The sequence below is a fragment of the Citrobacter sp. Cf125 genome (genome assembly GCF_030333935.1).
Classification (GTDB): Bacteria; Pseudomonadota; Gammaproteobacteria; order Enterobacterales; family Enterobacteriaceae; genus Citrobacter; species Citrobacter freundii.
Map to the genome: position 1 here is coordinate 814632 of NZ_JAOWEY010000022.1, position 26665 is coordinate 841296.

Annotated in this window: 24 protein-coding genes and 1 riboswitch; of the genes, 7 read left to right on the plus strand and 17 right to left on the minus strand. The window is 50.2% G+C overall.

Going from position 1 to position 26665, the window contains the following annotated elements; all coding sequences use genetic code 11:
* Window position 1: 1 nt before the first annotated feature.
* Window positions 2-98: riboswitch (TPP riboswitch) on the minus strand.
* A gap of 234 nt (window positions 99-332) precedes the next feature.
* On the plus strand, window positions 333-665 hold the full coding sequence (locus OGV89_RS08210) for an RcnB family protein (protein WP_016150637.1): 333 nt from the start codon (window positions 333-335) through the stop codon (window positions 663-665).
* Between the two features lie 55 nt (window positions 666-720).
* On the opposite strand, the gene OGV89_RS08215 is transcribed toward OGV89_RS08210, so the two are convergent.
* From OGV89_RS08215 to apbC, 6 genes are all read right to left on the minus strand, one after another.
* On the minus strand, window positions 721-1743 hold the full coding sequence (locus OGV89_RS08215; RefSeq protein WP_200002850.1) for a fimbrial protein: 1023 nt from the start codon (window positions 1741-1743) through the stop codon (window positions 721-723).
* 11 nt (window positions 1744-1754) lie between these two features.
* On the minus strand, window positions 1755-4241 hold the full coding sequence (locus tag OGV89_RS08220; RefSeq protein WP_200002851.1) for a fimbrial biogenesis outer membrane usher protein: 2487 nt from the start codon (window positions 4239-4241) through the stop codon (window positions 1755-1757).
* Window positions 4242-4255: 14 nt separating this feature from the next.
* Window positions 4256-4936 carry a fimbrial assembly chaperone gene (locus tag OGV89_RS08225; protein WP_016150640.1) on the minus strand — a complete coding sequence of 227 codons (681 nt, stop codon included), beginning with the start codon at window positions 4934-4936 and terminating at the stop codon, window positions 4256-4258.
* Window positions 4937-4999: 63 nt separating this feature from the next.
* The gene (yehD, locus tag OGV89_RS08230; RefSeq protein WP_003844375.1) at window positions 5000-5530 is read right to left on the minus strand and encodes a fimbrial protein YehD; all 531 of its coding nucleotides are present in this window, start codon (window positions 5528-5530) and stop codon (window positions 5000-5002) included.
* Between the two features lie 277 nt (window positions 5531-5807).
* Entirely contained in the window at window positions 5808-6089 is a 282-nt protein-coding gene (locus OGV89_RS08235) for a DUF2574 family protein (RefSeq protein ID WP_003844376.1), read from the minus strand.
* Window positions 6090-6353: 264 nt separating this feature from the next.
* Window positions 6354-7463: an iron-sulfur cluster carrier protein ApbC gene (gene apbC / locus OGV89_RS08240; RefSeq protein ID WP_003027343.1), complete on the minus strand. Its 1110-nt coding sequence runs from the start codon at window positions 7461-7463 to the stop codon at window positions 6354-6356.
* Window positions 7464-7627: 164 nt separating this feature from the next.
* Between apbC and metG the strand changes: the two genes are divergently transcribed.
* Together metG and OGV89_RS08250 are read left to right on the plus strand one after the other, a co-directional pair.
* Window positions 7628-9661, plus strand: a complete 2034-nt coding sequence (gene metG / locus OGV89_RS08245; RefSeq protein ID WP_003844377.1) for a methionine--tRNA ligase — start codon at window positions 7628-7630, stop codon at window positions 9659-9661.
* Between the two features lie 206 nt (window positions 9662-9867).
* Entirely contained in the window at window positions 9868-10326 is a 459-nt protein-coding gene (locus OGV89_RS08250) for a YehR family lipoprotein (RefSeq protein ID WP_003840158.1), read from the plus strand.
* 42 nt (window positions 10327-10368) lie between these two features.
* Here OGV89_RS08250 and OGV89_RS08255 read toward each other — a convergent pair whose 3' ends face one another.
* Genes OGV89_RS08255 through OGV89_RS08265 form a run of 3 tightly spaced genes read right to left on the minus strand, consistent with a single transcriptional unit; the run spans window position 10369 to window position 13287 of the window.
* Window positions 10369-10839: a YehS family protein gene (locus OGV89_RS08255; RefSeq protein WP_003027346.1), complete on the minus strand. Its 471-nt coding sequence runs from the start codon at window positions 10837-10839 to the stop codon at window positions 10369-10371.
* 46 nt (window positions 10840-10885) lie between these two features.
* Window positions 10886-11605, minus strand: coding sequence for a two-component system response regulator BtsR (gene btsR, locus OGV89_RS08260; RefSeq protein ID WP_003840155.1), 720 nt, complete (start codon window positions 11603-11605; stop codon window positions 10886-10888).
* Window positions 11602-13287 (minus strand): sensor histidine kinase, encoded by a 1686-nt coding sequence (locus OGV89_RS08265; protein ID WP_003027348.1) that lies wholly within the window; start codon window positions 13285-13287, stop codon window positions 11602-11604. Before OGV89_RS08265 ends, btsR begins: the two co-directional genes overlap by 4 nt.
* Before the next feature lie 225 nt (window positions 13288-13512).
* Here OGV89_RS08265 and mlrA point away from each other — a divergent pair, with 225 nt between their 5' ends.
* Together mlrA and OGV89_RS08275 are read left to right on the plus strand one after the other, a co-directional pair.
* Window positions 13513-14244 carry an HTH-type transcriptional regulator MlrA gene (gene mlrA, locus OGV89_RS08270; protein WP_003844381.1) on the plus strand — a complete coding sequence of 244 codons (732 nt, stop codon included), beginning with the start codon at window positions 13513-13515 and terminating at the stop codon, window positions 14242-14244.
* Window positions 14245-14295: 51 nt separating this feature from the next.
* Window positions 14296-14403 (plus strand): protein YohO, encoded by a 108-nt coding sequence (locus OGV89_RS08275; RefSeq protein WP_003027354.1) that lies wholly within the window; start codon window positions 14296-14298, stop codon window positions 14401-14403.
* Here the strand turns inward: OGV89_RS08275 and OGV89_RS08280 are convergent.
* The 5 genes from OGV89_RS08280 to bglX all read right to left on the minus strand — a co-directional run bounded on the left by OGV89_RS08280 (window position 14384) and on the right by bglX (window position 20631).
* Window positions 14384-15115 (minus strand): ABC transporter permease, encoded by a 732-nt coding sequence (locus OGV89_RS08280; RefSeq protein ID WP_003844383.1) that lies wholly within the window; start codon window positions 15113-15115, stop codon window positions 14384-14386. The two genes, OGV89_RS08275 and OGV89_RS08280, sit on opposite strands and share 20 nt — an antisense overlap.
* Window positions 15099-16046 carry an ABC transporter ATP-binding protein gene (locus OGV89_RS08285; protein WP_102190527.1) on the minus strand — a complete coding sequence of 316 codons (948 nt, stop codon included), beginning with the start codon at window positions 16044-16046 and terminating at the stop codon, window positions 15099-15101. The genes OGV89_RS08280 and OGV89_RS08285 overlap by 17 nt, the downstream gene beginning before the upstream one ends.
* On the minus strand, window positions 16039-17205 hold the full coding sequence (locus tag OGV89_RS08290) for an ABC transporter permease (RefSeq protein ID WP_032939153.1): 1167 nt from the start codon (window positions 17203-17205) through the stop codon (window positions 16039-16041). Before OGV89_RS08290 ends, OGV89_RS08285 begins: the two co-directional genes overlap by 8 nt.
* 15 nt (window positions 17206-17220) lie before the next feature.
* Entirely contained in the window at window positions 17221-18138 is a 918-nt protein-coding gene (osmF, locus tag OGV89_RS08295) for a glycine betaine ABC transporter substrate-binding protein OsmF (protein WP_003840148.1), read from the minus strand.
* 195 nt (window positions 18139-18333) lie between these two features.
* The gene (gene bglX, locus OGV89_RS08300; protein WP_003844389.1) at window positions 18334-20631 is read right to left on the minus strand and encodes a beta-glucosidase BglX; all 2298 of its coding nucleotides are present in this window, start codon (window positions 20629-20631) and stop codon (window positions 18334-18336) included.
* A 232-nt stretch (window positions 20632-20863) separates the two neighbouring features.
* Here bglX and dld point away from each other — a divergent pair, with 232 nt between their 5' ends.
* A complete protein-coding gene (gene dld, locus OGV89_RS08305) occupies window positions 20864-22573 on the plus strand; it encodes a D-lactate dehydrogenase (RefSeq protein ID WP_003027361.1) in 1710 nt (569 codons plus the stop codon).
* 64 nt (window positions 22574-22637) lie between these two features.
* On the opposite strand, the gene pbpG is transcribed toward dld, so the two are convergent.
* Together pbpG and OGV89_RS08315 are read right to left on the minus strand one after the other, a co-directional pair.
* Window positions 22638-23585 carry a D-alanyl-D-alanine endopeptidase gene (pbpG, locus tag OGV89_RS08310; RefSeq protein WP_003027363.1) on the minus strand — a complete coding sequence of 316 codons (948 nt, stop codon included), beginning with the start codon at window positions 23583-23585 and terminating at the stop codon, window positions 22638-22640.
* A gap of 180 nt (window positions 23586-23765) precedes the next feature.
* Window positions 23766-24353, minus strand: a complete 588-nt coding sequence (locus tag OGV89_RS08315; protein WP_003840142.1) for a Yip1 family protein — start codon at window positions 24351-24353, stop codon at window positions 23766-23768.
* Window positions 24354-24595: 242 nt separating this feature from the next.
* Here OGV89_RS08315 and OGV89_RS08320 point away from each other — a divergent pair, with 242 nt between their 5' ends.
* The gene (locus tag OGV89_RS08320; protein ID WP_003027365.1) at window positions 24596-25165 is read left to right on the plus strand and encodes a DedA family protein; all 570 of its coding nucleotides are present in this window, start codon (window positions 24596-24598) and stop codon (window positions 25163-25165) included.
* A gap of 37 nt (window positions 25166-25202) precedes the next feature.
* Here the strand turns inward: OGV89_RS08320 and mdtQ are convergent, their stop codons facing one another.
* The gene (gene mdtQ, locus OGV89_RS08325) at window positions 25203-26642 is read right to left on the minus strand and encodes a multidrug resistance outer membrane protein MdtQ (protein ID WP_003840138.1); all 1440 of its coding nucleotides are present in this window, start codon (window positions 26640-26642) and stop codon (window positions 25203-25205) included.
* Between the last annotated feature and the right edge of the window lie 23 nt (window positions 26643-26665).

The following is a 26665-nucleotide window of genomic DNA, read 5'->3' on the forward strand; positions in this document are numbered from 1 at the left end:
CACGGGCAGTGTCAGACTTCCCTACGCTGGCATTATCCAGATCAGGTGGTACGGGTATTTCTCAGCCTTCACAAGGAAGGGCACCCCGAGTCGTTGAAACACAAACGTAATACGCTGGTTTCAGTAACAGGATACTGCCTGTGCTTAGCGATGTAAATTGGCGTACTACCCGCCCCCACAGTGAAACTACTGGTCAAGGTTGCTGCAATTCTGTACTTTCATTTACACTTTTTACGAAATGACTGGAGTGATCACAAAATAGTGCTTGTCAGACATCCGGTATGCCAGGAATGATACATGACTGATTTTGATGACCCGAAGAGGTAGAGAGGATGGGTATGAAGAATAAAATGTTGCTGGGTGCACTTCTGCTTGCAAGCAGCGTCGTCTGGGCCGCGCCAACCGCAACAGCTGCCCCCACCGGTATCGATAAGTATGAACTGAGCAGCTTTATTGCTGACTTCACCCATTTCAAACCCGGTGACAAGGTTCCACCACTGTATCTCACCGAAGAATACACCATTAAACAGTGGAATCTACGCAATCTGCCCGCGCCGACGGCAGGCACCCACTGGACCTACATGGGCGGCGCGTATGTGCTGGTCAATGATGCCGATGCTAAGATCATTAAAGCTTACGATGGCGAGATTTTTTATCACCGGTAATCGAATAAAAACACGTACTTTCAGCAAGAAAGTACGTGAGATAACCACCAATCAATTAGTCGTAAGATACCGCAAAGGTCACTTTACTTTGTACGTCACCAGGCTGTAGTGATTCTCCTGTTACGCGAACATATTTCGCAGTGATGGGAAAAGTGTAACTACTTTTGATTTCAGTCAGTTTAGCTATTTTGTTCATCAGCGTATCCCCCAATTTCAACGGCGATGTCGCACTGCCGTTAAAAATCTGGAAACCCACTCCCTTTGCGCCATTCATTACGGTATTTTTCAGTATCGTTCCACTACTATCCCAGTCGCCGCGTACCACTTTAAAACTCACTGGATTGGTAGTGACGTTATTGATGCTTTCGCATTTCAGTTCCAGTTCTGTGGAACCAGATTTAGTATTGTTTACGCTTAACATTTCTTTTAACGTCGTATTCGGCATCTTAATTTCGTATGTCGACTGAGAGAAACGACAGGTTGTTGGTTTGTGCTTGACGGTAAATGTAATATTTTGTGCGTAAGTGTTTTTACCACTCAGTTTACCTGTCAACCAACACCATAGCCACGCCCCAAGACTCTTCCGACATGAATTATCAGCTAAAATATTGATTGCCGGACGCCCCAAATTTATCGTATTACCACTAGATATCGTTAAATCAGCACTGCCAGGTGTTATATATGAAACTTCAAGAATAAATGGTTTTGAGTTAAACGCCTCTTGTGTTGTATATGATTTTGAGGCAATTACCCCTCCCCCATTACCCGTCGCAACAGGAAATTCAGTATTATCGAGCATGTTAAATTTTAGAAAAATAGATTTATTCGCCCCGGGCTCCTTCAATTCTATGACATAGTTTTGAAATGGCGTCGTATAATCCATAAAATCTGTATTTTCATTACATGAAAAAGTATCGTTTAGGTTTGTGTTTATTAAAAGACGAACAGGAGAACCCACCTTTACTGTCGTCATGTCCAGCTCTATCGTTTGTTGTGCTGATGTATTCGAACCTAAGGTACATTTAGCCTGCCCCAAGAAAGGAAGCAACCATAAAATTAAAACCCAATATTTTTTCATAAACGAATCCCTTATCGGCAAATATAGACTTTATTCTCATCAATCACCTTATCGAAGGTAATCGTGCAGAATTGTCCCTGCTTTTTATTAACCACGACGCGTACCGATGCGGGAATGTCGTTGGTGCGAATAAATAACCGACTGCCCTGGCCGATTAGACCGACGTTATTACCTGCGCTATCTTCAACCTCATAGCCGAACGATAACGGAGAGCCGTCTGGTCGTTGGGCGAGGAAATACCATAGTTTACGCCGATCGGTTTCAAACTCCGTCATCACGACCGAGCCGCGATAAGGGACATTAGCTTTACGATTACCCAGCAGCGCCACATCGCTTTTACTGTCGGACAAATCCAGCATCAGCATATTTTCACGATACGGCGTCAGGCTGTCATACACAGCGTAACCTTTGCTGTCCGTTGTTAAGTAACGGTGTCCCTGCACCGCCGCCCCCTGTAAACCCGGCGCTTTAACAATGGCGAAAGTATCGGAAAGCCGGGACGTCAGCGCCACGCCGTCAGACCACACCACAACACCGCCCTGAATATTACTGCTGGCCTGTTGATACTTATTCGACTGGCTGTAGTTGCCGCCTATGGTCGCTATCTGCGCGCGCCAGGCCATATTACCGCCCGCAGTTGTTTCATTCCCCTGCCGCTGATGGCTGAGGTTGGCGCCGTAGCTAAACTGATCGCGATTACCCGCCACCCCGCTTAAGCTGGTGTTATTCGACTGATAACCGTCATCATCGAATGTCGTTGAGTTAGAGACAAACAGATCGCGGCGAGGGGTAGATATCCCGTCCCCCCACGAGAATGGGATGGAGATATACAGGTTAAAACGCTTATCCTCGTGATTATCCTCATCGTACGTTTGGCTAACGGCAAAGGTATAGCTGATACGTTGCCAGGAGTTCGAATAACTTATTTGATAATCTTTACCCGTTCCGCTGCGTTGCCAGTAATCACGCCACAAACCGCTTACGGCCAGAAATCCCAAGTCGCCAGGCAATGCCTGATTGATGTTCAGGGAAAAACTGTTCTTACGGCCAAAGTCATTCTGATAATAATCAGCAATGTCATAAACATCATTTTCATCGCGGTTGTAGCTATTTTTGTTATTCGCCCAAACGTGATCGTTAAAGGTACGATAATCCCGCGAAGAGTAGCGAAAGGCCGCCAGCGCAAACTGAGTTCCGGTCTGTGCAACATATTTATTCCATGCTACCTGATAACTCTGTCCGTCAAAAACGCCGTTATCCTGCTCACTGTGCGATCGTGTGGCGTCTACCGAAACCGCACCAATTGGCGTATTCCATCCTGTGCCAAGCACAAATGAATAATAGTTATCCGATAACATTGAGCCGCCATAAACTGTAAGCAGATTGTTCAAGCCATAAAAATAACTACCCTGCATAAAATCAGACTGATTACTCGCACCTGCAATATCGCTACGTCCGGCAGCTAAATCATATTTCGCCACACCCGTCTGCAACATATTCGGTACCGATGAATAAGGTACCAGGTAATGTCTTATCGAACCATCTGCCTCTTTAACACTCACATCCAGATCTGCACCACCGCCGGCAAGCTGCAAATCATCAATAGCAAATGGGCCTGGAGAGACCTCTTTTTGATAAATCACAAAACCGTTTTGTTCGATGGTTACCAGCGCGTTGCTCTGGGCAATACCACGTACTACAGGGGTAAAATTCTGTTTTGAGTTCGGTAACATTTGCATATCACGCCAGATACGCACCCCGCGAAAGCGTACCGCGTCAAAAATATCTGCCCCGGTATACATGTCCCCGGCGCGCAATGTACCGAGAATTGACGGAATACCACGTTCCACATATAACGTATTACTTTTCCACTCACCGCTACCTTCGTTGCCTTTGGTATAGTTGGCATTCGAATGCAACTGCCAGCCAAGCAAATTCAATCCGCTGTTCAGATTAACATAGCTACTTTTATCATTACCGCCGTGTTTATAATCACTGTAATACTGGCTGACATAATAAGCCGTATAAAACGCATTTATTCCACGATCCCAAGTTTCTGGAGGCATATAACCCGGTTCATATTCGTTCACAAATGCCTGAGGTACGCTCAGATTTAATGCAAACTGCCCAATATCATACCCTATGCTGCCGCCCTGGACTGCTGAACGTAGCGAAACACAATCCACGCTTTTATCCGCTTTAATACCGTCGGTACGAATGCCTATCTGCTGTAATTGTGCCCAGGATAAACATGTTTCATCGGGATCGGTTTTAATATTAATATCATACTGACCACGCCACTGATTATTCAGATAAACGTCCATCTCGTACATGCCTGGCATGGGCTTATCACCATCAATTAGATAGCGTGATATTTTTTCACCATTTAAACCACCAATCATAAAGTGGGTGTCAAACGTTTCTTCTTCAGCCCATACAGATGATGAAGTCGCCAGCACCGACAAAATGGCCAGTGTAATCGAATTAATCTTTGACATAGCCAGTCCTTGAGCTATTTTTCAGTTTTGATTTTTTCACTCAAATAATTGCCGTGATCATCAATAAGCGTAACATTGTAATGACTCACAATAGCAGCAGTGCTCAGCATTTTTTCTGACCACGGTGCCAACAGCATAGTTTCTTTATTAAGTTTCGCTTTACCGCTAAGCTCAGGGATAGTTATCCAGTTAGCCGAATTATTCTTGATTGTAATACCGCTACCACTATTCCTGATGTTCAGTTGGGTAAAGCTATTTTTATCAACGCCGGCAATTCCCTGTGGGCGATAAATAAATTTAATACGGTTTTGCATCGCAAATTTAATGATGTTCTTACCTTCGGAATCCGCAGAGTTCGGTGGGATATCCAGCACGTTAAGGAAGAATAAACTTTCGCGATCTTTCGGCAACGTATTTGGCAACAGCTTAATTTTCAGCTGTTGGCCAGAACCACCGCTCACCTTTGCCACCGGCGGTGTCATCACAAACGGTACCTGAATTTTCTCCGGCGGCAGGTCGGTGTCACCATCATCAATCCACGACTGGACGAGTGCACTGCGATTGCCTTCATTCATTAACTGCACGGTAATCTCTTTTTTCTGCGCCGGATAAATGATACGCGTACCGTAAATATAAATCCCACCCCACGCAGGCAATACTGTGCCAGCCAAAAATAATGCTAATATCTTTTTCATTATAATTATCCTTACTACAGAAATAATCGGCGGCCGCAGCCGCCGACAAACAGGATAGTAATCTTAATCAGTAACTACGGTCATCGTAAGCGAAGAGGCAACATCACCACTCTCGACAATACCAGTTCCAACTTTCGCATAACGCGCACTAAAGTCCAGAACATATTTATTGTCGGCTGTTTTGGTTAACTGAATACCAGACTCAGGATTAACCTGTTCATTACCATAATAGACTGCAAAACCAGCACCGTTATTCGAGGCAGTATTTCGTGTAATGTATTTATTCGTGCTGTCGAATTGAGAACTGGAAAAAGTAATTTTCGGTGCTTCAGTCCCCGTACACTCTACTGTCAGTGGTACAGTAGTTTTATTTGTGTAACCATCATAAACACCACCAGCACTCAAAGCATTTAATCTGTCAGCACCAATTTGGTTCATACCAATAGTCGCGGTGGAATCACCAGTAAATTTACAGGTAGTTCCAACCACCTTACCCGTAATAATTAATTCACCCTGATCGGTATCAGCAGCAAAAGCCCCAGCGCTCATAAATACAACAGACAGAACAGCAGCAGAAATAATTGAACGTTTCATAATATCTTCCCTAATGAATTAATTTCGATTTGTTAAGAGCAGTTATCTCTTGAAAAGAAATTCTCACAGCTGAAACGTTGCCGCAATGTAAACACGTTGTTTTATTGATTTAAAACAAGTTACAAATCGCAATATACATGCAACAAATAAATCAGGATTTGTATTATTTTCAGAATTAATAAATCTATGCAATTAACTGCCAGGAAGGATTTATTCTATGCATAAAAAACCACATATCATTCATTAAAATGATATGTGGTTAATAAAGGCGTTCTTTTTAATCGTAGCGATTGAGTACGATCTGTCGCGTGGTATCGCCAGGGACTGTAACCACTTCCGTCACCACCCCGCGCGCAGGTGAAGAAGCAATATCGTTAACAGTTGAAAAATGAAGTGTCTTGCCACACCGCTGTTGCACGTCGTTATTCACAACATCGGTACTACAGGTTGGTTTGGTTACTCGTCCACTGATTGTTAAGGTCGCGGTATCGGAAGCAAACGCAGATGCACTTATTCCATAAGTCAGAATGATAGTTCCCATCAGCGAGCTAATTTTCATTTTTATCGTCACCTCTGTGGTTAACATCAAATAACATGCAGATGGCCTGTCAGCGTAATACGGGCAAAACGCGCTGTTCAATCCAATTGAAATTGTAGATTAATGAGATAGATTTGATCAATTACAATGATGCATTGAGATGATTTATTCGGAAAAAGGTATGAATTATAAACGCAGAATGAACAATATCGTAATATTTTTAAATTTAATATATTCACCGCATCAATAATACATTAATGCGGTGAATATCTGTAACGCTATAAATTACACCGCGCGGAAAGCAATCTCGCCCGGAATAACTTCTCCCTGCCAATACAGCTGTGCCGCCACACGCCCTGCAAGGTCGCGGTAAATGGCGGTAAATTCGCTGTCTGGACGGCTGATAACCGTCGGCGTACCGCGATCGAGGTCTTCACGCAGAGAAATATGCAGCGGCATTTGTCCCAGCAGTTGGGTGTGGTACTGCTCGGCCAGTTTCTGCGCGCCACCGGTGCCAAAGATTGGCTCATGGTGACCACAATTGCTGCAAATATGCATACTCATATTCTCAACAATACCCAATACCGGCACTTCGACTTTTTCGAACATCACAATGCCTTTTTTCGCATCGATCAGCGCGATATCCTGCGGCGTAGTGACAACAACCGCGCCCGTTACCGGAATGTTCTGCGCCAGCGTCAGCTGGATGTCACCAGTGCCCGGCGGCATATCCAGTACCAGATAATCAAGATCCGGCCATAAGGTTTCCTGCAACATCTGCAACAGCGCTTTACTGGCCATCGGGCCGCGCCACACCATCGCGTTATCGTCAGTGACCAGATAACCAATGGAGTTCGTTGCCAGACCATGAGACATGATCGGCGCCATGTGGGTACCATCTGGCGAGGTTGGACGCTGGTTTTCCGCGCCAAGCATTGTCGGGATAGACGGACCATAAATATCGGCGTCCAGAATCCCCACCTTCGCCCCTTCTGCAGCCAGTGCCAGCGCCAGGTTCACGGCGGTAGAGGATTTACCCACGCCACCTTTACCTGAACTGACGGCGATGATGTTTTTCACACCATTAATACCTGGCTGATTTTTCACGCGTTTCAGCGTCGCGATGTTATGCGACAGTTTCCAGTCGATCGCTTTCGCGCCGGTAATACGCAGCAGATCGGCGCTACATTGCTCTTTTAAGTCCTCAAACGCGCTATGCCAGACGAACGGCATGACCAGCTCAACGTGCAACGTGTCATCCATCCAGGCGACGTGGTGCAACGCTTTAAGCGTCGTCAGATTATGCTTCAGGGTTGAATGCTGAAAATTCGCCAGCGTCCCGGCAACCATGGCGCGCAGGGTCTCTGGTGATTTGGCCTGGGATTGTGCGTTCATCCCGACTCCTTTTTGTTGTTCTGAATATACAATAGTCACCAGGTAGTTTACTCCAACCGCAACAATTATTCATTTACGGATAAATGCCCTTATCGCTTGGCGCAGTAATTACCATTTTGGTACTATCAAAGCCCTTTTCACTACAAAAGAAGTAATTGCCCACTATGACTCAAGTCGCGAAGAAAATTCTGGTAACGTGCGCGCTGCCGTACGCCAACGGCTCAATCCACCTCGGCCATATGCTGGAGCACATCCAGGCTGATGTCTGGGTCCGTTACCAGCGAATGCGCGGCCACCAGGTTAACTTCATCTGCGCGGACGACGCACACGGTACGCCAATCATGCTGAAAGCACAGCAGCTTGGGATCACGCCAGAGCAGATGATCGGTGAAATGAGTCAGGAGCATCAGACTGATTTTGCAGGTTTTGACATCAGCTATGACAACTACCACTCGACGCACAGCGAAGAGAACCGTGAGCTGTCTGAGCTGATTTACACGCGCCTGAAGGAAAACGGTTTTATTAAGAACCGTACAATCTCCCAGCTTTACGATCCGGAAAAAGGCATGTTCCTGCCGGATCGTTTTGTTAAAGGCACCTGCCCGAAATGTAAGTCTCCGGATCAGTACGGCGATAACTGTGAAGTCTGCGGCGCAACCTACAGCCCGACCGAACTTATCGAGCCGAAATCCGTTGTGTCTGGCGCGACGCCGGTGATGCGTGACTCCGAACACTTCTTCTTTGATCTGCCGTCATTCAGCGAAATGCTGCAGGCGTGGACGCGCAGCGGCGCGTTACAGGAGCAGGTCGCCAACAAAATGCAGGAATGGTTCGAATCCGGCCTGCAACAGTGGGATATTTCCCGCGATTCCCCGTACTTCGGTTTTGAAATCCCGAATGCGCCTGGCAAATACTTCTACGTCTGGCTGGACGCGCCAATTGGCTATATGGGTTCATTCAAAAACCTGTGCGATAAGCGCGGTGACACCACCAGCTTTGATGAATACTGGAAGAAAGATTCCGACGCCGAGCTGTATCACTTCATCGGTAAGGATATCGTTTACTTCCACAGCCTGTTCTGGCCTGCCATGCTGGAAGGCAGTAACTTCCGTAAGCCGACCAACCTGTTCGTCCACGGTTATGTGACGGTGAACGGCGCGAAGATGTCTAAATCTCGTGGCACCTTCATTAAGGCAAGCACCTGGCTGAAGCACTTCGATGCCGACAGTCTGCGCTATTACTACACGGCGAAACTATCTTCACGTATTGATGACATCGACCTGAACCTGGAGGACTTTGTCCAGCGCGTTAATGCCGATATCGTCAACAAAGTAGTCAACCTGGCATCCCGTAATGCAGGCTTTATTGCTAAGCGTTTTGACGGCATTCTGGCGACTGAGCTGGCCGACCCGGCGCTGTATAAAACCTTCACCGACGCCGCAGCAGTGATCGGCGAAGCATGGGAAAGCCGTGAATTTGGTAAAGCTATTCGTGAAATCATGGCGCTGGCCGACGTGGCAAACCGCTACGTTGACGAACAAGCACCGTGGGTTGTGGCTAAACAGGAAGGCCGCGATGCCGACCTGCAGGCAATTTGCTCCATGGGCATTAACCTGTTCCGTGTGCTGATGACCTACCTGAAGCCGGTTCTGCCAACGCTTGCTGAACGTGTGGAAGCGTTCCTTAACTGCGAACTGAGCTGGGATGCCATTGAGCAGCCACTGCTCGGTCACAAGGTCAACACCTTTAAAGCGCTGTACAATCGCATCGACATGAAACAAGTTGAAGCGCTGGTGGAAGCGTCGAAAGAAGAAGTGAAAGCCGCTGCCGCACCAGTAACCGGTCCGCTGGCGGATGACCCGATTCAGGAAACCATCACCTTTGACGATTTCGCCAAAGTTGACCTGCGCGTAGCGTTGATTGAAAACGCCGAATTCGTGGAAGGTTCCGACAAACTGCTGCGTCTGACGCTGGATCTCGGTGGTGAGAAACGAAACGTCTTCTCTGGTATTCGTTCTGCGTATCCGGATCCACAAACCCTGATTGGCCGCCAGACCATTATGGTTGCTAACCTGGCTCCTCGTAAGATGCGCTTCGGCATTTCTGAAGGGATGGTAATGGCCGCAGGTCCTGGCGGGAAAGATATCTTCCTGTTAAGCCCGGATGAAGGTGCAAAACCAGGCCAACAGGTGAAGTAAGTCAAGTATCTCAAGCGCTGCAACCGCAGCGCTTTTTTTTTGCTACGTGAGTGCTTCCTCTAATCTTAACCCTTAATCCATTTTCGGACTGCTCAGTTGTTAATATTAGATTTATTCTATACTGCACTGGGATCAAGATAGTCCGGGCTTACCAGATTCGTGGAGGTTATTGTTTAACATCCGATATTCATGAAATGGAGTTTTACATGAAAGCGTTACATAAATTTTTCACTCTCGCCGTGGTATCGGTTGTGTTTTTTTCCCTGGCAGGATGCGGTGATAAAGTAGAGACAAAAACATTTAATGCCAACCTCAACGGTTCGGATATCACTGTCTCTTACACCTATAAAGGTGATAAGGTCCTGAAGCAAATCTCTGAAAGTAAAATCAGCTATGCGTCAGTCGGTGCCAGCAATAAAGAAGAAGCAGCAAAAGTATTCGACGCATTAAGCGCCAAATATCAAAACATTACTGGTATAGAAGAAAAACTCACCTATTCAGATACCTACGCGCAAGAAAATGTCACTATCGATATGGAAAAAGTTGATATAAAAGCGTTGCAGGCCATTTCAGGGATGAAACTATCTGAAAACGCCGATAAAAACATCAGCATGAAGCAAATGCAAACGGTAATGGAATCGGCGGGTTTTAAAGAAGTGAAGTAAAGCAACGGCGACCCGATTTTGATCGTGGTCGCCAGCGCTGCTTTACGCTTTCTTTTTATGCTCTCGCGACGTTAAACCACGCAGAAAATAACGCAGGAACTGATCGCCGCATTCGCGATAATTCTTATGGTCCGGCGCGCGCATCATGGCGGTAATTTCCGGCATCGACACACGGAATTTCTGCTCGGTCATAATTGCCAGAATATCATCGGTTTTCAGTGAAAAAGCGATACGCAGTTTTTTCAGCACCGTATTATTGTTAACACGACGCTCAAGTGCCAGTTCCGGTGCAGAATCATCTTTACCACGCAGATGATAAATCAGACCGTTTAAAAAACCGGAGAGAATGATATCCGGGCAGCGAACAAACCCGTCTTCATCTTCTTTTGTCGTCCAGGTATCGAAATTTGCGGAGATGGATTCCATGTCAGCAAGCGCAAGAATACGCACCATGTCGTTATTGTTCGCTTTCAGGGTGTAGCGCAGGCTACGAAGAATATCGTTACTTAGCATAGAGCCTTCAACTGTCGGTGATGCAATGGCGCGCAGTGTATCAGTTTTACAGTCCAATCGCCTCTTTTAGACTTTTAAGATAACGACGACTCACCGGAACAGTCAGCCCGTTACGCAAAATCAGTTCCGCCTGGCCGTTGTCTTCCAGACGGATCTCCTGCAATTGCGCCATATTTACCAGATATTGTCTATGACAACGCAGCAGAGGAGTACGGCTCTCCAGCGTCCTGAGCGTCAGCTCAGTGAAGCCTTCTTTACCATCACTGCTGGTCACATATACGCCACTCATACGGCTGCTGATAAACGCCACGTCATCCATTTGCAACAAATAAATTCGGCTGTGACCGCTGCACGGAATAAACTTCAGCGCCTGCTGATTTTCTGGCAGGAGTGATACATCCTGCTTCGTGCGCTCCTGACGCAAACGGATCAGCGTTTTTTCCAGCCGAGCTTCTTCGATCGGCTTGAGCAGATAATCAAACGCATGTTCTTCAAAGGCTTTCACCGCATACTCATCAAAGGCGGTCAGAAAAACAATGTACGGACGATGCTCGGGATCAAGCATGCCAACCATTTCCAGGCCGCTGATTCGCGGCATCTGAATATCAAGGAACAGAACATCCGGACGCAATTTATGTACCGCGCCAATGGCTTCCACCGCATTCGAACATTCGCCGACAATCTCGATGTCGCTTTGCTCCTGCAACAGGATCCGCAGATTCTCCCGGGCTAACGGTTCGTCATCGACAATTAGCACTTTGATCATGCCAGTTCCTCCAGGGGAAGTCGTAAAGTGATTCGGGTAAAGCGGTCAGGTTCACACGCTACGCTAATGCCAAAATCATCGCCAAACCGCTCGCGCAGTCGTTTATCGACCAGATTCATACCCAGTCCACTGGCTTCTGATGTTGGCTGATACAGCCCGGCATTGTCTTCGATATCCAGCATCAGATATTGCCCTTCTCGACGGGCGGTAATCGATACTTCACCGGTATCCAGCAACTGAGAAGTACCGTGTTTGATGGCATTCTCCACGATGGGTTGCAGAGTAAAGGCGGGTAATTGCTGATGCGAAAGTTCTTCTGGCACCGTCAAGGTCACCTGAAGACGCGATTGGAACCGTGCCTTTTCAATTTGCAGATAAGCATTAACGTGTTCAATTTCATCGGCCAGCGTCACAATTTCCGACGGGCGTTTTAAATTTTTACGAAAGAACGTCGACAGATACTGCACCAGTTGGCTGGCCTGCTCGCTATCACGTCGGATCACAGCTTTGATGGTGTTGAGCGCATTAAACAGAAAATGGGGATTGACCTGGGCGTGCAGGAGTTTTATTTCCGACTGCGTGAGCATCGCTTTTTGCCGCTCATACTGTCCGGCCAGAATCTGCGCCGAAAGCAGTTGGGCGATCCCTTCCCCCAGCGTGCGGTTGATTGAGCTAAAGAGACGGTTTTTGGCTTCATACAGTTTGATGGTCCCCATCACCCGCTGGTTTTCACCCCGCAGAGGGATCACCAGCGTCGAACCTAATTTGCATTGCGGATGCAAAGAGCAGCGATAAGGGACTTCATTGCCGTCGGCATAAACCACTTCTCCGGTTTCAATCGCCCGCTGGGTGTACGAGGAAGAGATAGGTTTGCCCGGCAGATGATGGTCGTCACCAATACCGGTAAATGCCAGCAGTTTCTCACGATCGGTAATCGCCACCGCACCGATATCCAGCTCTTCATACAGCACCTGAGCAACCTTCATGCTGTTAACCTCGTTGAACCCCTGGCGCAAAATACCTTCCGTTGAAGCGGCAACTTTGAGCGCGGTGGCGGAAAAAGCGGAGGTATATTTTTCAAACATCGCCCGTTTATCGAGCAAAATACGCATAAATAAGGCGGCGCCGACGGTATTGGTCACCATCATAGGCGCGGCAATATTGCTGACCAGTCGGTAGGCATCATCAAACGGCCGGGCGATCAATAAGATGATCAACATCTGCACCAGTTCAGCAACAAAGGTAATGGCGCCCGCCGTCAGCGGGCTGAATACTTTATCGGTACGACCACGACGGGTGAGCACGCTGTGCACCAGTCCGCCGAGCAACCCTTCCACAATGGTCGAGATCATGCAGCTAAGCGCCGTCATCCCGCCCATTGAATAACGATGTAAACCACCGGTCAGACCGACTAAGCCGCCAACCACAGGGCCGCCAAGCAGTCCGCCCATTACCGCACCAATAGCGCGAGTATTCGCAATGGAGTCATCAATGTGCAGCCCGAAATAGGTGCCCAAAATGCAGAAAATGGAAAAGGTAACGTAGCAAAGCAGTTTGTGCGGCAGCCGGATAGTCACCTGCATCAGCGGAATAAACAAACGCGTTTTGCTCATGAGCCACGCGATAACGAGAAACACGCACATCTGCTGAAGCAGCAGCAACACCAGATTAAACTCGTACATACCCGCCAACCACACATCTCTTAAAAGCGCGTAACATACATGGGCTGCGCGTAACTTTCTTTGAAGTGTTGCAAAAAAAAAGGAATTTGTGAGAACGATCACTCGAAAGCGCGATCATGACTACAAACCCACCCATTTATTGATCAAAAAACAGGCAAAACTACCTGGTTCGCAAAAGAGCGTCTAAAGTAAAACTGGGACCTCGCAAGCATAAGTGAGACGACGATGGCGCTTTACACAATAGGTGAAGTGGCTTTGCTTTGTGATATCAACCCTGTCACTTTACGCGCGTGGCAGAGGCGTTACGGATTACTGAAACCGCAACGGACAGACGGCGGACATCGCCTGTTTAACGACGCGGATATCGATCGGATCCGTGAGATAAAACGCTGGATCAACAACGGTGTCCAGGTCAGCAAGGTTAAAATGTTGCTCAGCAATGAGAGCATTGATGTGCATAACGGTTGGCGTGAACAACAAGAGACGCTGTTGAACTATTTGCAAAGTAATAATCTGCATAGCCTCAGACTGTGGATCAAAGAGCGTGGTCAGGATTATCCCGCACAAACGCTCAACACCCATTTATTCATTCCGTTACGCCGACGTCTGCAATGTCAGCAACCGATCCTCCAGGCGTTACTGGGGATCCTCGACGGCGTACTGATCAACTACATCGCGATTTGTCTTGCCTCAGCACGCAAGAAACAGGGCAAAGATGCTCTGGTGGTTGGCTGGAACATTCAGGATACGACCCGCTTATGGCTGGAAGGTTGGGTCGCCAGCCAGCAGGGGTGGCGCATTGACGTCCTTGCTCATTCGCTGAACCAACTGCGACCGGAGCTGTTTGAAGGTCGCACCTTGCTTGTCTGGTGCGGCGAGAACCAAACGCCCGCTCAGCAACAACAGCTGAATGAATGGCGCGCGTTGGGTCACGATATTTATCCACTCGGTATTTAATATTCTATTAACAAACGTGTACAATCCTTGGATTCACATAAGGAGTGCATAATGAGCGCAGCTAAAATCGGTGTCATTACCCTCTTCCTGCTGATGGCCATCGGCGGTATCGGCGGTGTCATGCTGGCAGGTTATACCTTTATTTTACGTGCCGGGTAAGATGTCTCGCTAATTTCTCAAAACCGCGGTCAACAATTACCGCTGCCAGCGCGACCAACAGCGCTCCCTGAATCACATAGGCGGTATTGAACCCACTCAGCCCGATAATAATCGGCGTACCCAGTGTGTTCGCTCCAACGGTTGAGGCGATGGTTGCAGTGCCTATATTAATAATCACCGACGTGCGAATCCCGGCCAGAATAACCGGGGCCGCCAGCGGTAACTCTACTTTACGCAGCCGCTGCCCCTGACTCATGCCCATTCCACTGGCGATATCCATCACGCTGGAAGAAATTCCGCCAAGTCCCGCCAGGGTTGCCTGCAAGATCGGTAATACCCCATACAGGATCAGCGCAATAATTGCCGGTTCAGGACCAAATCCCATCACCGGTACAGCGATCGCCAACACCGCAACTGGCGGAAATGTCTGCCCCACGGCGGCAATCGTTTCCACTATCGGCCTGAATTCCGCGCCCCAGGGTCGGGTTACCGCAATTCCCGCCCCAACGCCAATCAATACGGCGATAAGGCTTGAGATCCCCACCAGTGTAAAATGGGCCAGCGCCAACGCTGTAAAACTTTCCTGCTGATACACGGGACGTGGCAGCTCAGGAAATAGCGAACTAAACAGGGTCTGACTGTGAGGCAATCCAACCAACAGGATCAGAAACAACGCAACAAGCCACAGCAGTGGATCAGCAAGACGTTTCACGGGTCGGCATCTCCGAAAGCAAATCGCGAAAATGGAGCGTTCCGCAGGATAACCCCTGCAGCGTCACAACCGGTAAAACGTCGCAACCGCGCGCCACGAACACCGATAACGCATCACGAAGCGTCATCTCATCCACCAGCGGCTCGCCGTCTGAGTGTTCTCCGCGACGGATAAAATCGCCTACCGTACGCAGCGACAACAGTCGTACGCCCAGTTCACTGCGGCCAAAAAAGGTTTGTACGAAATCATTCGCTGGCGCAGTGAGCATCGACAGCGGCGTGCCTTGCTGCACGACCTTTCCTGCATCCATCAGCACCAGATGTTCCGCCAGTCTTAGCGCCTCGTCGATATCATGCGTCACTAACACAATGGTACGCCCCAACAAACGGTGAATACGCGTCATCTCCTGCTGCAGCGCACCGCGGGTGACCGGGTCCAGCGCGCCAAAAGGCTCATCCATCAATAGCACCTGCGGATCCGCCGCCAACGCACGCGCAACCCCGACCCGCTGCTGCTGTCCGCCGGAAAGCTGATGCGGATAACGGTGGCGCAAACTTTCCTCAAGACCCAGCAGCGCCATCAGTTCATCTGTTCGGTCATCAATACGTGAGCGCGACCACTTTTGCAGTTGCGGTACGGTGGCGATGTTCTGCGCGACGGTCCAGTGGGGAAACAAGCCAATAGACTGAATCGCGTACCCCATGCGCCGTCGTAGCTCCAGCACCGGCAGGCTACGAATTTCTTCTCCGGCAAAGCGGATCTGCCCGCTGTCGTGTTCAACCAGCCGATTGATCATCTTTAGCGTGGTGGACTTCCCCGAACCTGACGTGCCGATTAACACCGAAAAGCTGCCCTCCCCTAAATGCAGGTTAAGGTCATCAACGGCTTTTTGCTGACCATAGGTTTTACTGACGTGGCGAAATTCAATCATTATTCGATACCTTTAGCAGCGCGAGACCTAAATCAAACAGCGCATCAATCAACACTGCCAGCACAACGACTGGGATCACGCCCAACAGCACTAAATCGACGGCGCTACTGAGCAATCCCTGAAAGACCAACGCGCCAAATCCCCCTGCTCCAATCAGCGCAGCAATCACCGCCATTCCCACGGTTTGCACCATCACTACCCGTAAACTGCGTAAGAAGACCGGCAATGCCAGCGGGAACTGCACCGAGACAAATCGCTGGAAAGTGTTCATTCCCATCGCTCGAGCGCTTTCCAGTACATCCCGCGGTACCTGATTCAACCCAGCCACAACGCCACGTACCAGCGGTAACAACGCATACAGCACCAACGCAATAAGCGCAGGCGTCATACCGGTTCCCGCGACACCGAACTTGCCCAATAAAGGAAAGTGCTTCACCAACCCGGCAAGCGGCGCAATTAACAGGCCAAACAGCGCGACGGAGGGAATGGTCTGGATGATATTCAGTAGTGCAAATACCGGCCCCTGACGGGCGACAGAGAAAGCACACCAGATGCCCAGTGGCACACCAATAAGCAGCGCGGGCATCACGGTAGCGAACAGAATCGTCAAATGTTGCGCCAGCGCGTCGTTGAAGACATCCTGGCGGTTGGCATATTCTTTAAGCAGGGATAGATCGTTAAACGTGCCGGAGAACAAAAGCACCAGCGGCACAATGAATATTTGAGCATGCAGCGCCCAACGCCACAGTGCCTGAGCGGTGATGCGACGAATAGCGTCACTGGCGGCCAGCAGTATCAGCCCCACGCCCAACCAGAATCCACTGCCCAGACTGGTTCTGGCCAGCGGACTCCCCGTCTTCGCCAGATACGTTGCCGTTGTACCTGCGGTTACCAGCGCGGCGATCACCAACAGTTGGCAAACAATAAGCGCCAATATATTGCCGGACCTTCCCGGTACAACGCTCAGAAGACACAGCAGCAAACAGGCCACCGCCAATCCCCATGCCGTGTCGGAGCTGATATCCCAGAGTTGACGACCTTCGCCGGACACCAGACGATTAGGGGCATAGCTAATGAAAGGCAGCGCTGCCGCCGCGAAAGTAAGAAGCACCAGCAACAACAGCACCCGATTGACTGAAATATTCGACAAAACACCCACCCGCTGCAAACGCCGTTACTTCACCCATCCTTTTTGCTTCAGGTAATCTGCTGCGACTTTTTTCGCATCCAGCCCCTCCACGGCAATACTGGCATTCAGCTGCTGCAACGTTTTTTCATCCAGACTGGCAAAAACCGGCTGTAGCCACTCTCCCATTTGCGGATAGTCTTTCAGCACCGATTCACGTACGACGGGTGCTGGCGCATAAATGGGCTGGACACCTTTTGGGTCGCTTAAAGTTTGCAGACCGAGCGCCGCAACCGGGCCATCGGTGCCATAAGCCATCGCCGCATTGACTCCGGAGGTCTGCTGCGCCGCCGCTTTAATCGTTACCGCGGTATCCCCCCCAGCCAGCGACAACAGCTGATTTTGATTCAGTTTGAAATCATAGGCTTTTTCAAACGCTGGCAGCGCGTCAGCCCGTTCGATGAATTCCGCAGAGGCGGCAAGTTTGAACGTTCCTCCGTCCTTCAGGTAACGGCCTAAATCAGCAAGGGACTCAAGTTTGTTCTTTTGCGCGACATCCTGGCGTACTGCAATAGTCCAGGTGTTGTTGGCGGGTGCAGGGGTTAGCCAGACCAGCTTATTTTGCTCTGCATCCAGCTTTTTCACTTTGTCGAATCCAGCCTGCGCATTTTTCCACGCGGGATCATTTTCATCTTTAAAAAAGAATGCGCCATTACCGGTATATTCCGGATAAATATCCAGCTCACCGGAGGTGATTGCCCCACGCACCACTGGGGTGGTACCAAGCTGTATTTTATTGACGGTTTTCACGCCATGGCTTTCGAGCACCTGCAAAATAATGTTGCCGAGCAGCGCCCCTTCGGTATCTATTTTTGAACCGACCGTGACGGGTGACGCGGCCTGTAAGGGTAGGCTTATCGCAGCTAACAGCGCCAGCGAACCCACCGATACTTTTGAGATTATCATGCTGTACTCCTCATCCTTTTGCGGCCCTTTTCAGAGACTTGAGGAAAAAGCATAGTCGAAAAATCAGGGCTTAACCTGGCAATTGGGGAGTAAGAGAGGGATTCGTTAGCAATAACGTGATGAGAAATAAGAAGCAGACGCGGCGCGTACGTCTAAAGATAAAGGCCGGAAACCCGGCCTTTACTCGCTAATCAATTACAGCAGTTCAAATTCGCCCTGCTTCACTCTGGCGGAATCCACGCCGATGAAAACGTTAAACTTGCCCGGTTCTGCATCGTATTGCATACGCTGATTCCAGAACTTCAGCGCCTCAATGTCAATCGGGAAGCTGACGGTCTGGGTTTCACCCGGCTTAAGATTCACTTTCTCAAAACCTTTCAGCTGTTTTACCGGACGACTCATGGAAGCGGTCACGTCCTGCAAATACATCTGAATCACCGTCGCACCTTCGCGCTTGCCGGTGTTGGTCACCTGCACGCTGGCCGTCACGGTCCCGTCACGCTTCATCGTTGGAGAAGAGAGCTTCACATCAGAAACCGTGAACGTGGTGTAGCTCAGGCCATAACCAAAGGGATACAACGGACCATTCGCTTCATCAAAGTAGCGCGACGTGTACTTGTTCGGCTTATCTGCGTTATACGGACGACCGGTATTGAGATGGCTGTAATAGACCGGAATCTGTCCGACAGAGCGCGGGAAAGACATCGGCAGCTTGCCTGACGGGTTGTAATCACCAAACAGCACATCGGCGATGGCGTTACCGCCTTCCGTCCCGGCAAACCAGGTTTCGAGGATCGCATCGGCCTGTTGATCTTCTTTAACCAACGCCAGCGGACGTCCGTTCATCAGTACCAGAACCAGAGGTTTACCGGTGGCTTTCAGCGCGGCAATCAGGTCACGCTGACTCTGTGGAATAGTGATATCGGTGCGGCTGGAAGCTTCATGCGCCATACCTTGCGCTTCGCCGACTACCGCAACCACCACGTCAGACTGCTTCGCTGCGTTCACGGCTTCATCGATCATCGCCTGCGGCGAGCGCGGGTCAACCTTCACCGCCTCTTCATACAGATTGAGGAAATCGACAATGCCTTTGTCGTTGGTGATATTCGCCCCTTTGGCGTACAGCACTTTGCCCTGATCGCCGACGGCATTTTTAATCCCCGTCAGTACCGTTACCGACTGATCGGCAACACCGGCAGCGGACCAACTGCCCATCACATCACGCTTGCTGTCGGCCAACGGACCGACGACTGCCACGGTGGCGGATTTTTTCAGCGGCAACGTTTCCAGACGGTTTTTCAGCAGCACCAGGCTTTCTCGCGCTACTTCACGCGCCTCTTTACGGTGCAAACGGCTTTCCGCGTTGGTGTCCTGTGGGTCAGATTCTTTGGCCCCCAGATGACTGTACGGGTCGTTAAACAGCCCCATATCATATTTCACGTTCAGCACGTGGCGCGCGGCGTCATCCAGCTCCGCCATTGTCACTTTGCCGGATTTAATCAAGCCCGGAAGATATTTGCTGTAATACTCATCGCTCATACTCATATTGATGCCGGACTTGATCGCCACACGCACCGCATCTTCAGGATCGGAGGCAGTACCGTGCTTAATCAGCTCCTTAATCGCGCCGTGATCGGAAACGGTAATACCCTTAAAGCCCCATTCATCACGCAGCACGTCTTTGAGCAGCCATGCATCTGAGGTTGCAGGCGTACCGTTTAGCGAATTAAGTCCTACCATTACCGCACCGCTACCAGCGTCCAGCCCGGCTTTATACGGCGGCATATAGTCGTTGAACAGACGCTGTGGGCTCATATCGACGGTGTTATATTCCTTGCCACCTTCAACCGCGCCATAAGCAGCGAAGTGCTTGACGCTGGTCATCACCGAATAGCGATCCGCCGGGCTTTTACCCTGCATCGCTTCAACCATGGTTTTACCCATCGTAGCCGTTAAATACGTGTCTTCACCAAAACCTTCTGAAGCACGGCCCCAACGCGGATCGCGAGAGACATCGACCATTGGCGCCCAGGTCATATTCAGACCATCATCGGCGGCTTCATACGCGGAAATACGGCCAACGGTTCTGACCGCATCGAGATTAAAAGAGGACGCCAGGCCGAGACTTATCGGGAACACGGTACGTTGGCCGTGCAATACGTCGTAGGCAAAAAAGAGAGGAATTTTCAGGCGGCTGAGTTCCATCACCTGATCCTGCATTTTGCGGATATCCTGGCGCGTGACGGTGTTAAAAATTGCCCCAACCTGCCCGTCTTTGATCATCTCGCGGATGGCTTCTTTCGGGTTATCAGGCCCGACGCTTATCAAGCGTAGTTGCCCAATTTTCTCATCCACGGTCATCTGTTTAAGTAAATCGGTAACGAATGCATCCCGCGCTTCTGGTGTCAGAGGATGGTTACCAAACAGCGTGTCCGCCTGCGCTGGTTGCAACGCCAGACTCACCGCGACACCTACAGAACATAGCCATTTCATGTTGATTCTCTCTTTATTTTTTCCCGACGAGGCAGCGAAAATATAACAAAAACCGCAGTTTGCCGTAAGACTAAACGGGAGCGATAAAGAAAGCTAAGGTTATTCTCCTAATTTTCAAAACCAGCGCAAATCATTAGAAGACGAACCAGAGACAATATGAATGAGAAAGCGTATTGTCATACAAAGCGCTATGCTTGTTCCTGATATTGAGTCTCACCACAAGGAGTGGAGAATGTCTTCCATTACAACAGATAATAAAGCTTTCCTGAATGAACTGACCCGTCTGGTTGGTCATTCTCACCTGCTCACTGAACCTGCTAAAACGGCCCGCTATCGCAAGGGATTCCGCTCCGGCCAGGGCGAAGCGCTCGCCGTCGTGTTCCCCGGCTCGCTTTTAGAGCTGTGGCGCGTTCTCAATGCTTGCGTCGCCGCAGATAAAATTATCCTGATGCAGGCCGCCAATACCGGCCTGACCGAAGGCTCTACGCCGAGCGGAAATGATTACGACCGCGAAATTGTCATTATCAGCACCCTGCGCCTGGATAAACTGCACGTCATCGGCAAAGGCGAACAAGTGCTGGCTTATCCCGGTACAACGTTGTATTCGCTGGAAAAGGCGCTCAAACCGTTTGGCCGTGAGCCACATTCTGTGATCGGGTCATCCTGTATTGGCGCTTCGGTAATTGGCGGCATTTGCAACAACTCCGGCGGCTCGCTGGTACAGCGCGGCCCGGCATATACCGAGATGTCGCTGTTTGCGCGTATTGACGAACAAGGTAAATTGCAGTTGGTCAACCATCTGGGTATCGAGCTGGGCCAGACCCCGGAACAGATCCTGAGCAAACTTGATGACGAGCGGATTAAAGATGACGATGTCCGCCACGACGGACGACACGCGCACGATCACGACTATGTCACCCGCGTCAGAGATATTGAGGCGGACACGCCCGCCCGCTATAACGCCGATCCGGATCGCTTGTTTGAATCATCCGGTTGTGCAGGTAAGCTCGCGGTTTTCGCCGTGCGTCTGGACACCTTCGAAGCCGAAAAAAATCAGCAGGTCTTTTACATCGGTACCAATCAGCCTGAAGTGCTGACGGAAATCCGCCGTCATATTCTGGCAAAATTTGAGCACCTGCCGGTCGCTGGTGAATATATGCACCGCGATATTTACGACATCGCCGAGCAATATGGCAAAGATACGTTTCTGATGATCGACAAGCTCGGCACCGATAAAATGCCGTTCTTTTTCACCCTGAAAGGTCGCACCGATGCGATGCTGGAAAAAGTGAAAATTTTCCGTCCGCATTTCACCGACCGGGCAATGCAGAAATTTGGTCATTTGTTCCCCAGCCACTTACCGGCACGCATGAAAAGCTGGCGCGATAAGTACGAGCATCACCTGCTGTTAAAAATGGCCGGTGGCGGCGTGGCTGAAGCGCAAAACTGGCTCAGCGAATATTTCAAAACCGCTGAAGGCGACTTCTTTGCCTGTACCCCAGAAGAAGGCAGCAAGGCGTTTTTGCATCGCTTTGCGGCGGCTGGCGCGGCGATTCGTTATCAGGCCGTACATGCCGATGAAGTAGAAGATATTCTGGCGCTGGATATCGCGCTGCGTCGTAACGACACCGAATGGTATGAGCATCTGCCGCCAGAAATCGACAGTCAACTGGTGCATAAGCTCTATTACGGTCACTTTATGTGCTATGTATTCCATCAGGATTACATCGTGAAAAAAGGCGTGGATGCACATGCGCTAAAAGAGCAGATGCTGGAGCTTCTGCACGAGCGCGGAGCACAGTACCCGGCAGAGCATAACGTCGGACATCTGTATAAAGCACCGGAAACATTAACCCGTTTTTACCGCGAGAATGACCCCACCAACAGTATGAATCCGGGTATTGGTAAAACGAGTAAGCAAAAGTTCTGGAAAGAATCGTAGGCCCGATAAGCGTAAGCGCCATCGGGCACGTTGCCGGGGGCGCTTCGCTTGCCCGGCCTACGGTTTAATCGTTTTGCGCGGTTTGCTCACCCGTAGCTGAACCTGCCGCCGCCATCTGCGCCGCTTTTTGCTTTTTGTAGCTCAGCGCTGCCGCCGGAACCGGCATCACCTTGCCGGTTTCAATCCAGGTGCGTAAACGGCTGGCATCGGCAAAGTGGGTATATTTACCGAACGCATCCATCACCACCAGCGCCACCGGTTTGTTATTGATCACGGTGCGCATCACCAGACAGTGGCCTGCCGCATTGGTAAATCCGGTTTTGGTTAACTGAATATTCCAGTTATCGCGGTATACCAGATGGTTGGTGTTACGGAATGGCAGCGTATAAGCCGGGTTGGCAAAGGTCGCCATATCTTCACGCGTAGTGCTTAACTGGCCAATCAGCGGATACTGCTTGCTGGCGATCAGCAGCTTGGTTAAATCACGAGCTGTCGAGACGTTATGAATCGATAAGCCGGTTGGTTCCACAAAGCGTGTCTGAGTCATGCCGAGCGCTTTCGCTTTGGCATTCATGGCTTTAATAAACGCGTTATAACCGCCAGGGTAATGGTGCGCCAGACTGGCTGCCGCACGGTTTTCTGACGACATCAGCGCCAGCAGTAGCATGTCTTTACGGCTAATTTCACTGTTCAGTCGCACACGAGAGTAGATGCCTTTCATTTCCGGTGTCTGACTGATATCAACTTTCAGTTTCTCATCCAACGGCAGTCGTGCATCAAGCACCACCATCGCGGTCATTAATTTGGTAATCGACGCAATCGGACGCACAAGGTCCGGGTGGTTCGAATAGATAACTTTGTTGGTATTCAGATCAACAATCATCGCGCTACCGGACGCTATCTCAGGTTGAGAAGCCGCTGCGGTAGTTGCCGTTTTCGCCACGGCTTGGGGTGCAAAAGGAACGGCCAGCACCAGGGCAAGGCTTAATAATGAAACTCGGAATTTCAGCATGATGAGATTTCTGATAATGGTTCACGCACGTCACAACGCACACCGCCAGAGACTAAGTATTATCTCAAGCTAGCTCAGGCATCATAGCGATCCGGCAGGTTTGCCGCCACAGGAGAATCGTCTCGAAATGCTGCGTTGCTGACTTTTACGTCAACAACGCAGCGCAGACAGGTTTATCCGTCAGAATAATCGGTAGCCGTAACCCCACAGGATTACCGTAATAGCCAGCAGAACTTCCAGTACCAGCACACCGATCGCCAGCGTCGAACTGGAAAAACTTAACCCTTCCTCGCGTGTGATATTCAGGAACGTAGGTATACCGAGATAAAGTAAATAGCCGGTGTAAAACAACGCGATGGTCCCCACCAATGCGCACAGCCAGACCAGCGGATAAAGTGCGACCAGTCCGCTTAAAAACAGCGGCGTCGCGACATATCCTGCAAAAACCATACAATGCGCCAGCGACGGGCGCTGCGGGTAATTACGCGCCATCCACCAGATAACCCGCCCCATAACGGCGACGCCCGCCAGCATCACCCCGTAAAACAGAATTGCCATCGCAAATCCGGTCAACAGAGATAGCTTCAGGATATTGCCATCGCCAAAATTCCAGCCGATTTGTGTAGTACCGATAAACGCGCAAACCACCGGGATTGCCGCCATCAGCAGTACATGGTGGGTATAGTGATGCGAAACGCTTTCGTTTTCGCTGTTGATCACGTGCATTTCACGATCGGGATGGGAAAACAACCCCCAGACATGGTTCATACCGCCCCCTTGTTGTCAGCTCCGGACCTCAACACTTCAAGTATAATTCAGCTTTTGATTATTTTATGTACACAGAAAAAATACCGAAGCGCCGGGTAAAAAGTTTGTTCAGGCGTAGGCATGATAAGCGAAGCGCCATCAGGCATTGGAGAGCTGAGCGACCTTAAGCGCTACTACGCGGCTTTTCCGGCATCAAATAATCATAGGGTGTATGCTATTAGCAGTGGAGGTCATACAATCGTATGGATATAAATCATTATGTTGCGCAATACGGCTATGCTGCGTTAATCATCGGCAGTCTGGCGGAAGGCGAAACCATTACCCTGTTAGGCGGCGTTGCGGCGCATCAGGGCGTCCTGAAATTTCCCCTGGTGGTACTCTCGGTCGCGCTGGGCGGGATGATTGGCGATCAGTTGCTTTATTTACTCGGACGTCGTTTTGGCGGCAAAATTTTGCAGCGTTTCTCGCGCCACCAGGCGAAAATTGATTACGCACAGAAGATAATCCAGCGACGTCCTTACCTGTTTGTAGTCGGTACGCGCTTTATGTACGGCTTTCGCGTTATTGGTCCCTTACTGATTGGCGCCAGTCACCTGCCGCCGAAGATCTTTTTACCGCTAAATATTCTTGGCGCGTTTGTCTGGGCATCGTTATTTACTACTCTGGGCTACATCGGTGGTGAAGTGATAGCGCCGTGGCTGCACAGCCTTGACCAGCATATCAAGCATGGCATCTGGCTGGTGCTGGTTATCGGGATTGTCGCGGGCGTCCGCTGGTGGATGAAACGGCGAAGCACGCGTAAAGCGCAATGAAGATGGCCCGACAGCAGAACACCGTCGGGCCGATTAATCAGGACGCGTGATAACCGCCGCCCAGCGCACTGGTCAACTGAATTGAGGCATCCAGCCATTGGCCCTGCAAAAGCAGACCGTTGCACTGCTCACGTAATGCCGGGATCTTTGCCTTGCTGACCCTGGAGCCCGCAATAATACCCGCATTAAAGCGTGCCTGAGCCAGCCCCACTACGCGCTGAGCGTCATGTTCAATCTGCTGCTGATGCTGATTTTTCTGCGCTAATGTTTCTACCTGCGATGCAGCACGTGCCACGTCATTCACCGCATCCACCACCGCTTTGTTGTAATTCGCCACCGTCAGGTTGCTTTGCGCTTTCGTAATATCGAGATTTGCGTTCAGCCTGCCGCTGTCAAAGATAGGCAGTGTCAGCCCGGCGGTTACGCCCATTTGCTGCGCGGAATGGCGGAACAGGTCACTCAGATGTAACGCATCCTGTTGTAAAAATGCCATCAGATTCACATCGGGATAAAAAGCCGCTTTCGCCGCATCAATGCTGCTCAGCGATGATTCAATGTACCAGTGCGCCGCCTGTAAATCCGGGCGGCGGGCCAGTAGCGAGTAACCCAATTGTGACGGGAGCTGGCTTTCGACCGCGGGCAGTGGGGTCGAATGGAGCTTCAGGGCAGTGGACTGGGCATTGGTCAGCGCGCTCAGCCGTGCTTCAATCACTTTCATTTTACCGCTGACATCATTCAACTGCTGCTCTGTTTTGCTGGAATCAATATCAGTTTCAACGCCTTCCACTGAAGAAGTTAGACCGTTTTGATACAGCTGACGATCGACGGTTATCACATTTTGCTGCTCGCTTTCGATTTGCGTCAGTACGGTTTTCAGCGCCGCCTGCGTCTGCCATTCCCAGTAAAGGCGGGAGACACCGCTCGCCAGCAGCTGCCGGGTTTGCTCGCGCTCAGCCTCACGTGCCTTAACGGCCCCAATACGCGCCGTCACTTCAGCCCGATTTTTACCCCACAGATCCAGATTCCAGCCAGCGGTTAAACCAAAGGTTCCATTGGTGTACCACGGTCCTGTTGTTCCGGCGGCCGGATCGGTAATGGCAAACGGTCCCATCAGCCCCTCAGCTGACATTCTCTGACGCTCAACGTCTGCGGAGAAGTCGATCTCCGGGCCATCCTGTGCTTCCACAGCCTTAGCCTGCGCCTCCGCCAGTTGAATGCGCTGTTCCGCTACCTGCATATCAGGAGAATTTCGCAACGTGCTGTCAATCAACGCATTAAGTTGTGGGTCGTGATATGCCCTCCACCACTGGCTGTCCGGCCAGCCATTTTTTAACGCGGCAGGCAATGTGGTATCGACATTCGCAGCAGGGGTCTGCTGTGACAGAGACTGGCGGTCATCATGCATAGGCGCACAGCCTGCCATCAGAACAAAAAGCGGCAACAATGCCGTGGTGATAAACACAGAATTACGATTCATGGAGATATACAGGTAAGAAAAGA

Coding starts and splice junctions, on each gene's coding strand:
- OGV89_RS08210 (WP_016150637.1), top strand. CDS start 333: ATGGGTATGAAGAATAAAATGTTGCTGGGTGCACTTCTGCTTGCAAGC.
- OGV89_RS08215 (WP_200002850.1), bottom strand. CDS start 1,743: ATGAAAAAATATTGGGTTTTAATTTTATGGTTGCTTCCTTTCTTGGGG.
- OGV89_RS08220 (WP_200002851.1), bottom strand. CDS start 4,241: ATGTCAAAGATTAATTCGATTACACTGGCCATTTTGTCGGTGCTGGCG.
- OGV89_RS08225 (WP_016150640.1), bottom strand. CDS start 4,936: ATGAAAAAGATATTAGCATTATTTTTGGCTGGCACAGTATTGCCTGCG.
- yehD (WP_003844375.1), bottom strand. CDS start 5,530: ATGAAACGTTCAATTATTTCTGCTGCTGTTCTGTCTGTTGTATTTATG.
- OGV89_RS08235 (WP_003844376.1), bottom strand. CDS start 6,089: ATGAAAATTAGCTCGCTGATGGGAACTATCATTCTGACTTATGGAATA.
- apbC (WP_003027343.1), bottom strand. CDS start 7,463: ATGAACGCACAATCCCAGGCCAAATCACCAGAGACCCTGCGCGCCATG.
- metG (WP_003844377.1), top strand. CDS start 7,628: ATGACTCAAGTCGCGAAGAAAATTCTGGTAACGTGCGCGCTGCCGTAC.
- OGV89_RS08250 (WP_003840158.1), top strand. CDS start 9,868: ATGAAAGCGTTACATAAATTTTTCACTCTCGCCGTGGTATCGGTTGTG.
- OGV89_RS08255 (WP_003027346.1), bottom strand. CDS start 10,839: ATGCTAAGTAACGATATTCTTCGTAGCCTGCGCTACACCCTGAAAGCG.
- btsR (WP_003840155.1), bottom strand. CDS start 11,605: ATGATCAAAGTGCTAATTGTCGATGACGAACCGTTAGCCCGGGAGAAT.
- OGV89_RS08265 (WP_003027348.1), bottom strand. CDS start 13,287: ATGTACGAGTTTAATCTGGTGTTGCTGCTGCTTCAGCAGATGTGCGTG.
- mlrA (WP_003844381.1), top strand. CDS start 13,513: ATGGCGCTTTACACAATAGGTGAAGTGGCTTTGCTTTGTGATATCAAC.
- OGV89_RS08275 (WP_003027354.1), top strand. CDS start 14,296: ATGAGCGCAGCTAAAATCGGTGTCATTACCCTCTTCCTGCTGATGGCC.
- OGV89_RS08285 (WP_102190527.1), bottom strand. CDS start 16,046: ATGATTGAATTTCGCCACGTCAGTAAAACCTATGGTCAGCAAAAAGCC.
- osmF (WP_003840148.1), bottom strand. CDS start 18,138: ATGATAATCTCAAAAGTATCGGTGGGTTCGCTGGCGCTGTTAGCTGCG.
- bglX (WP_003844389.1), bottom strand. CDS start 20,631: ATGAAATGGCTATGTTCTGTAGGTGTCGCGGTGAGTCTGGCGTTGCAA.
- dld (WP_003027361.1), top strand. CDS start 20,864: ATGTCTTCCATTACAACAGATAATAAAGCTTTCCTGAATGAACTGACC.
- pbpG (WP_003027363.1), bottom strand. CDS start 23,585: ATGCTGAAATTCCGAGTTTCATTATTAAGCCTTGCCCTGGTGCTGGCC.
- OGV89_RS08315 (WP_003840142.1), bottom strand. CDS start 24,353: ATGAACCATGTCTGGGGGTTGTTTTCCCATCCCGATCGTGAAATGCAC.
- OGV89_RS08320 (WP_003027365.1), top strand. CDS start 24,596: ATGGATATAAATCATTATGTTGCGCAATACGGCTATGCTGCGTTAATC.
- mdtQ (WP_003840138.1), bottom strand. CDS start 26,642: ATGAATCGTAATTCTGTGTTTATCACCACGGCATTGTTGCCGCTTTTT.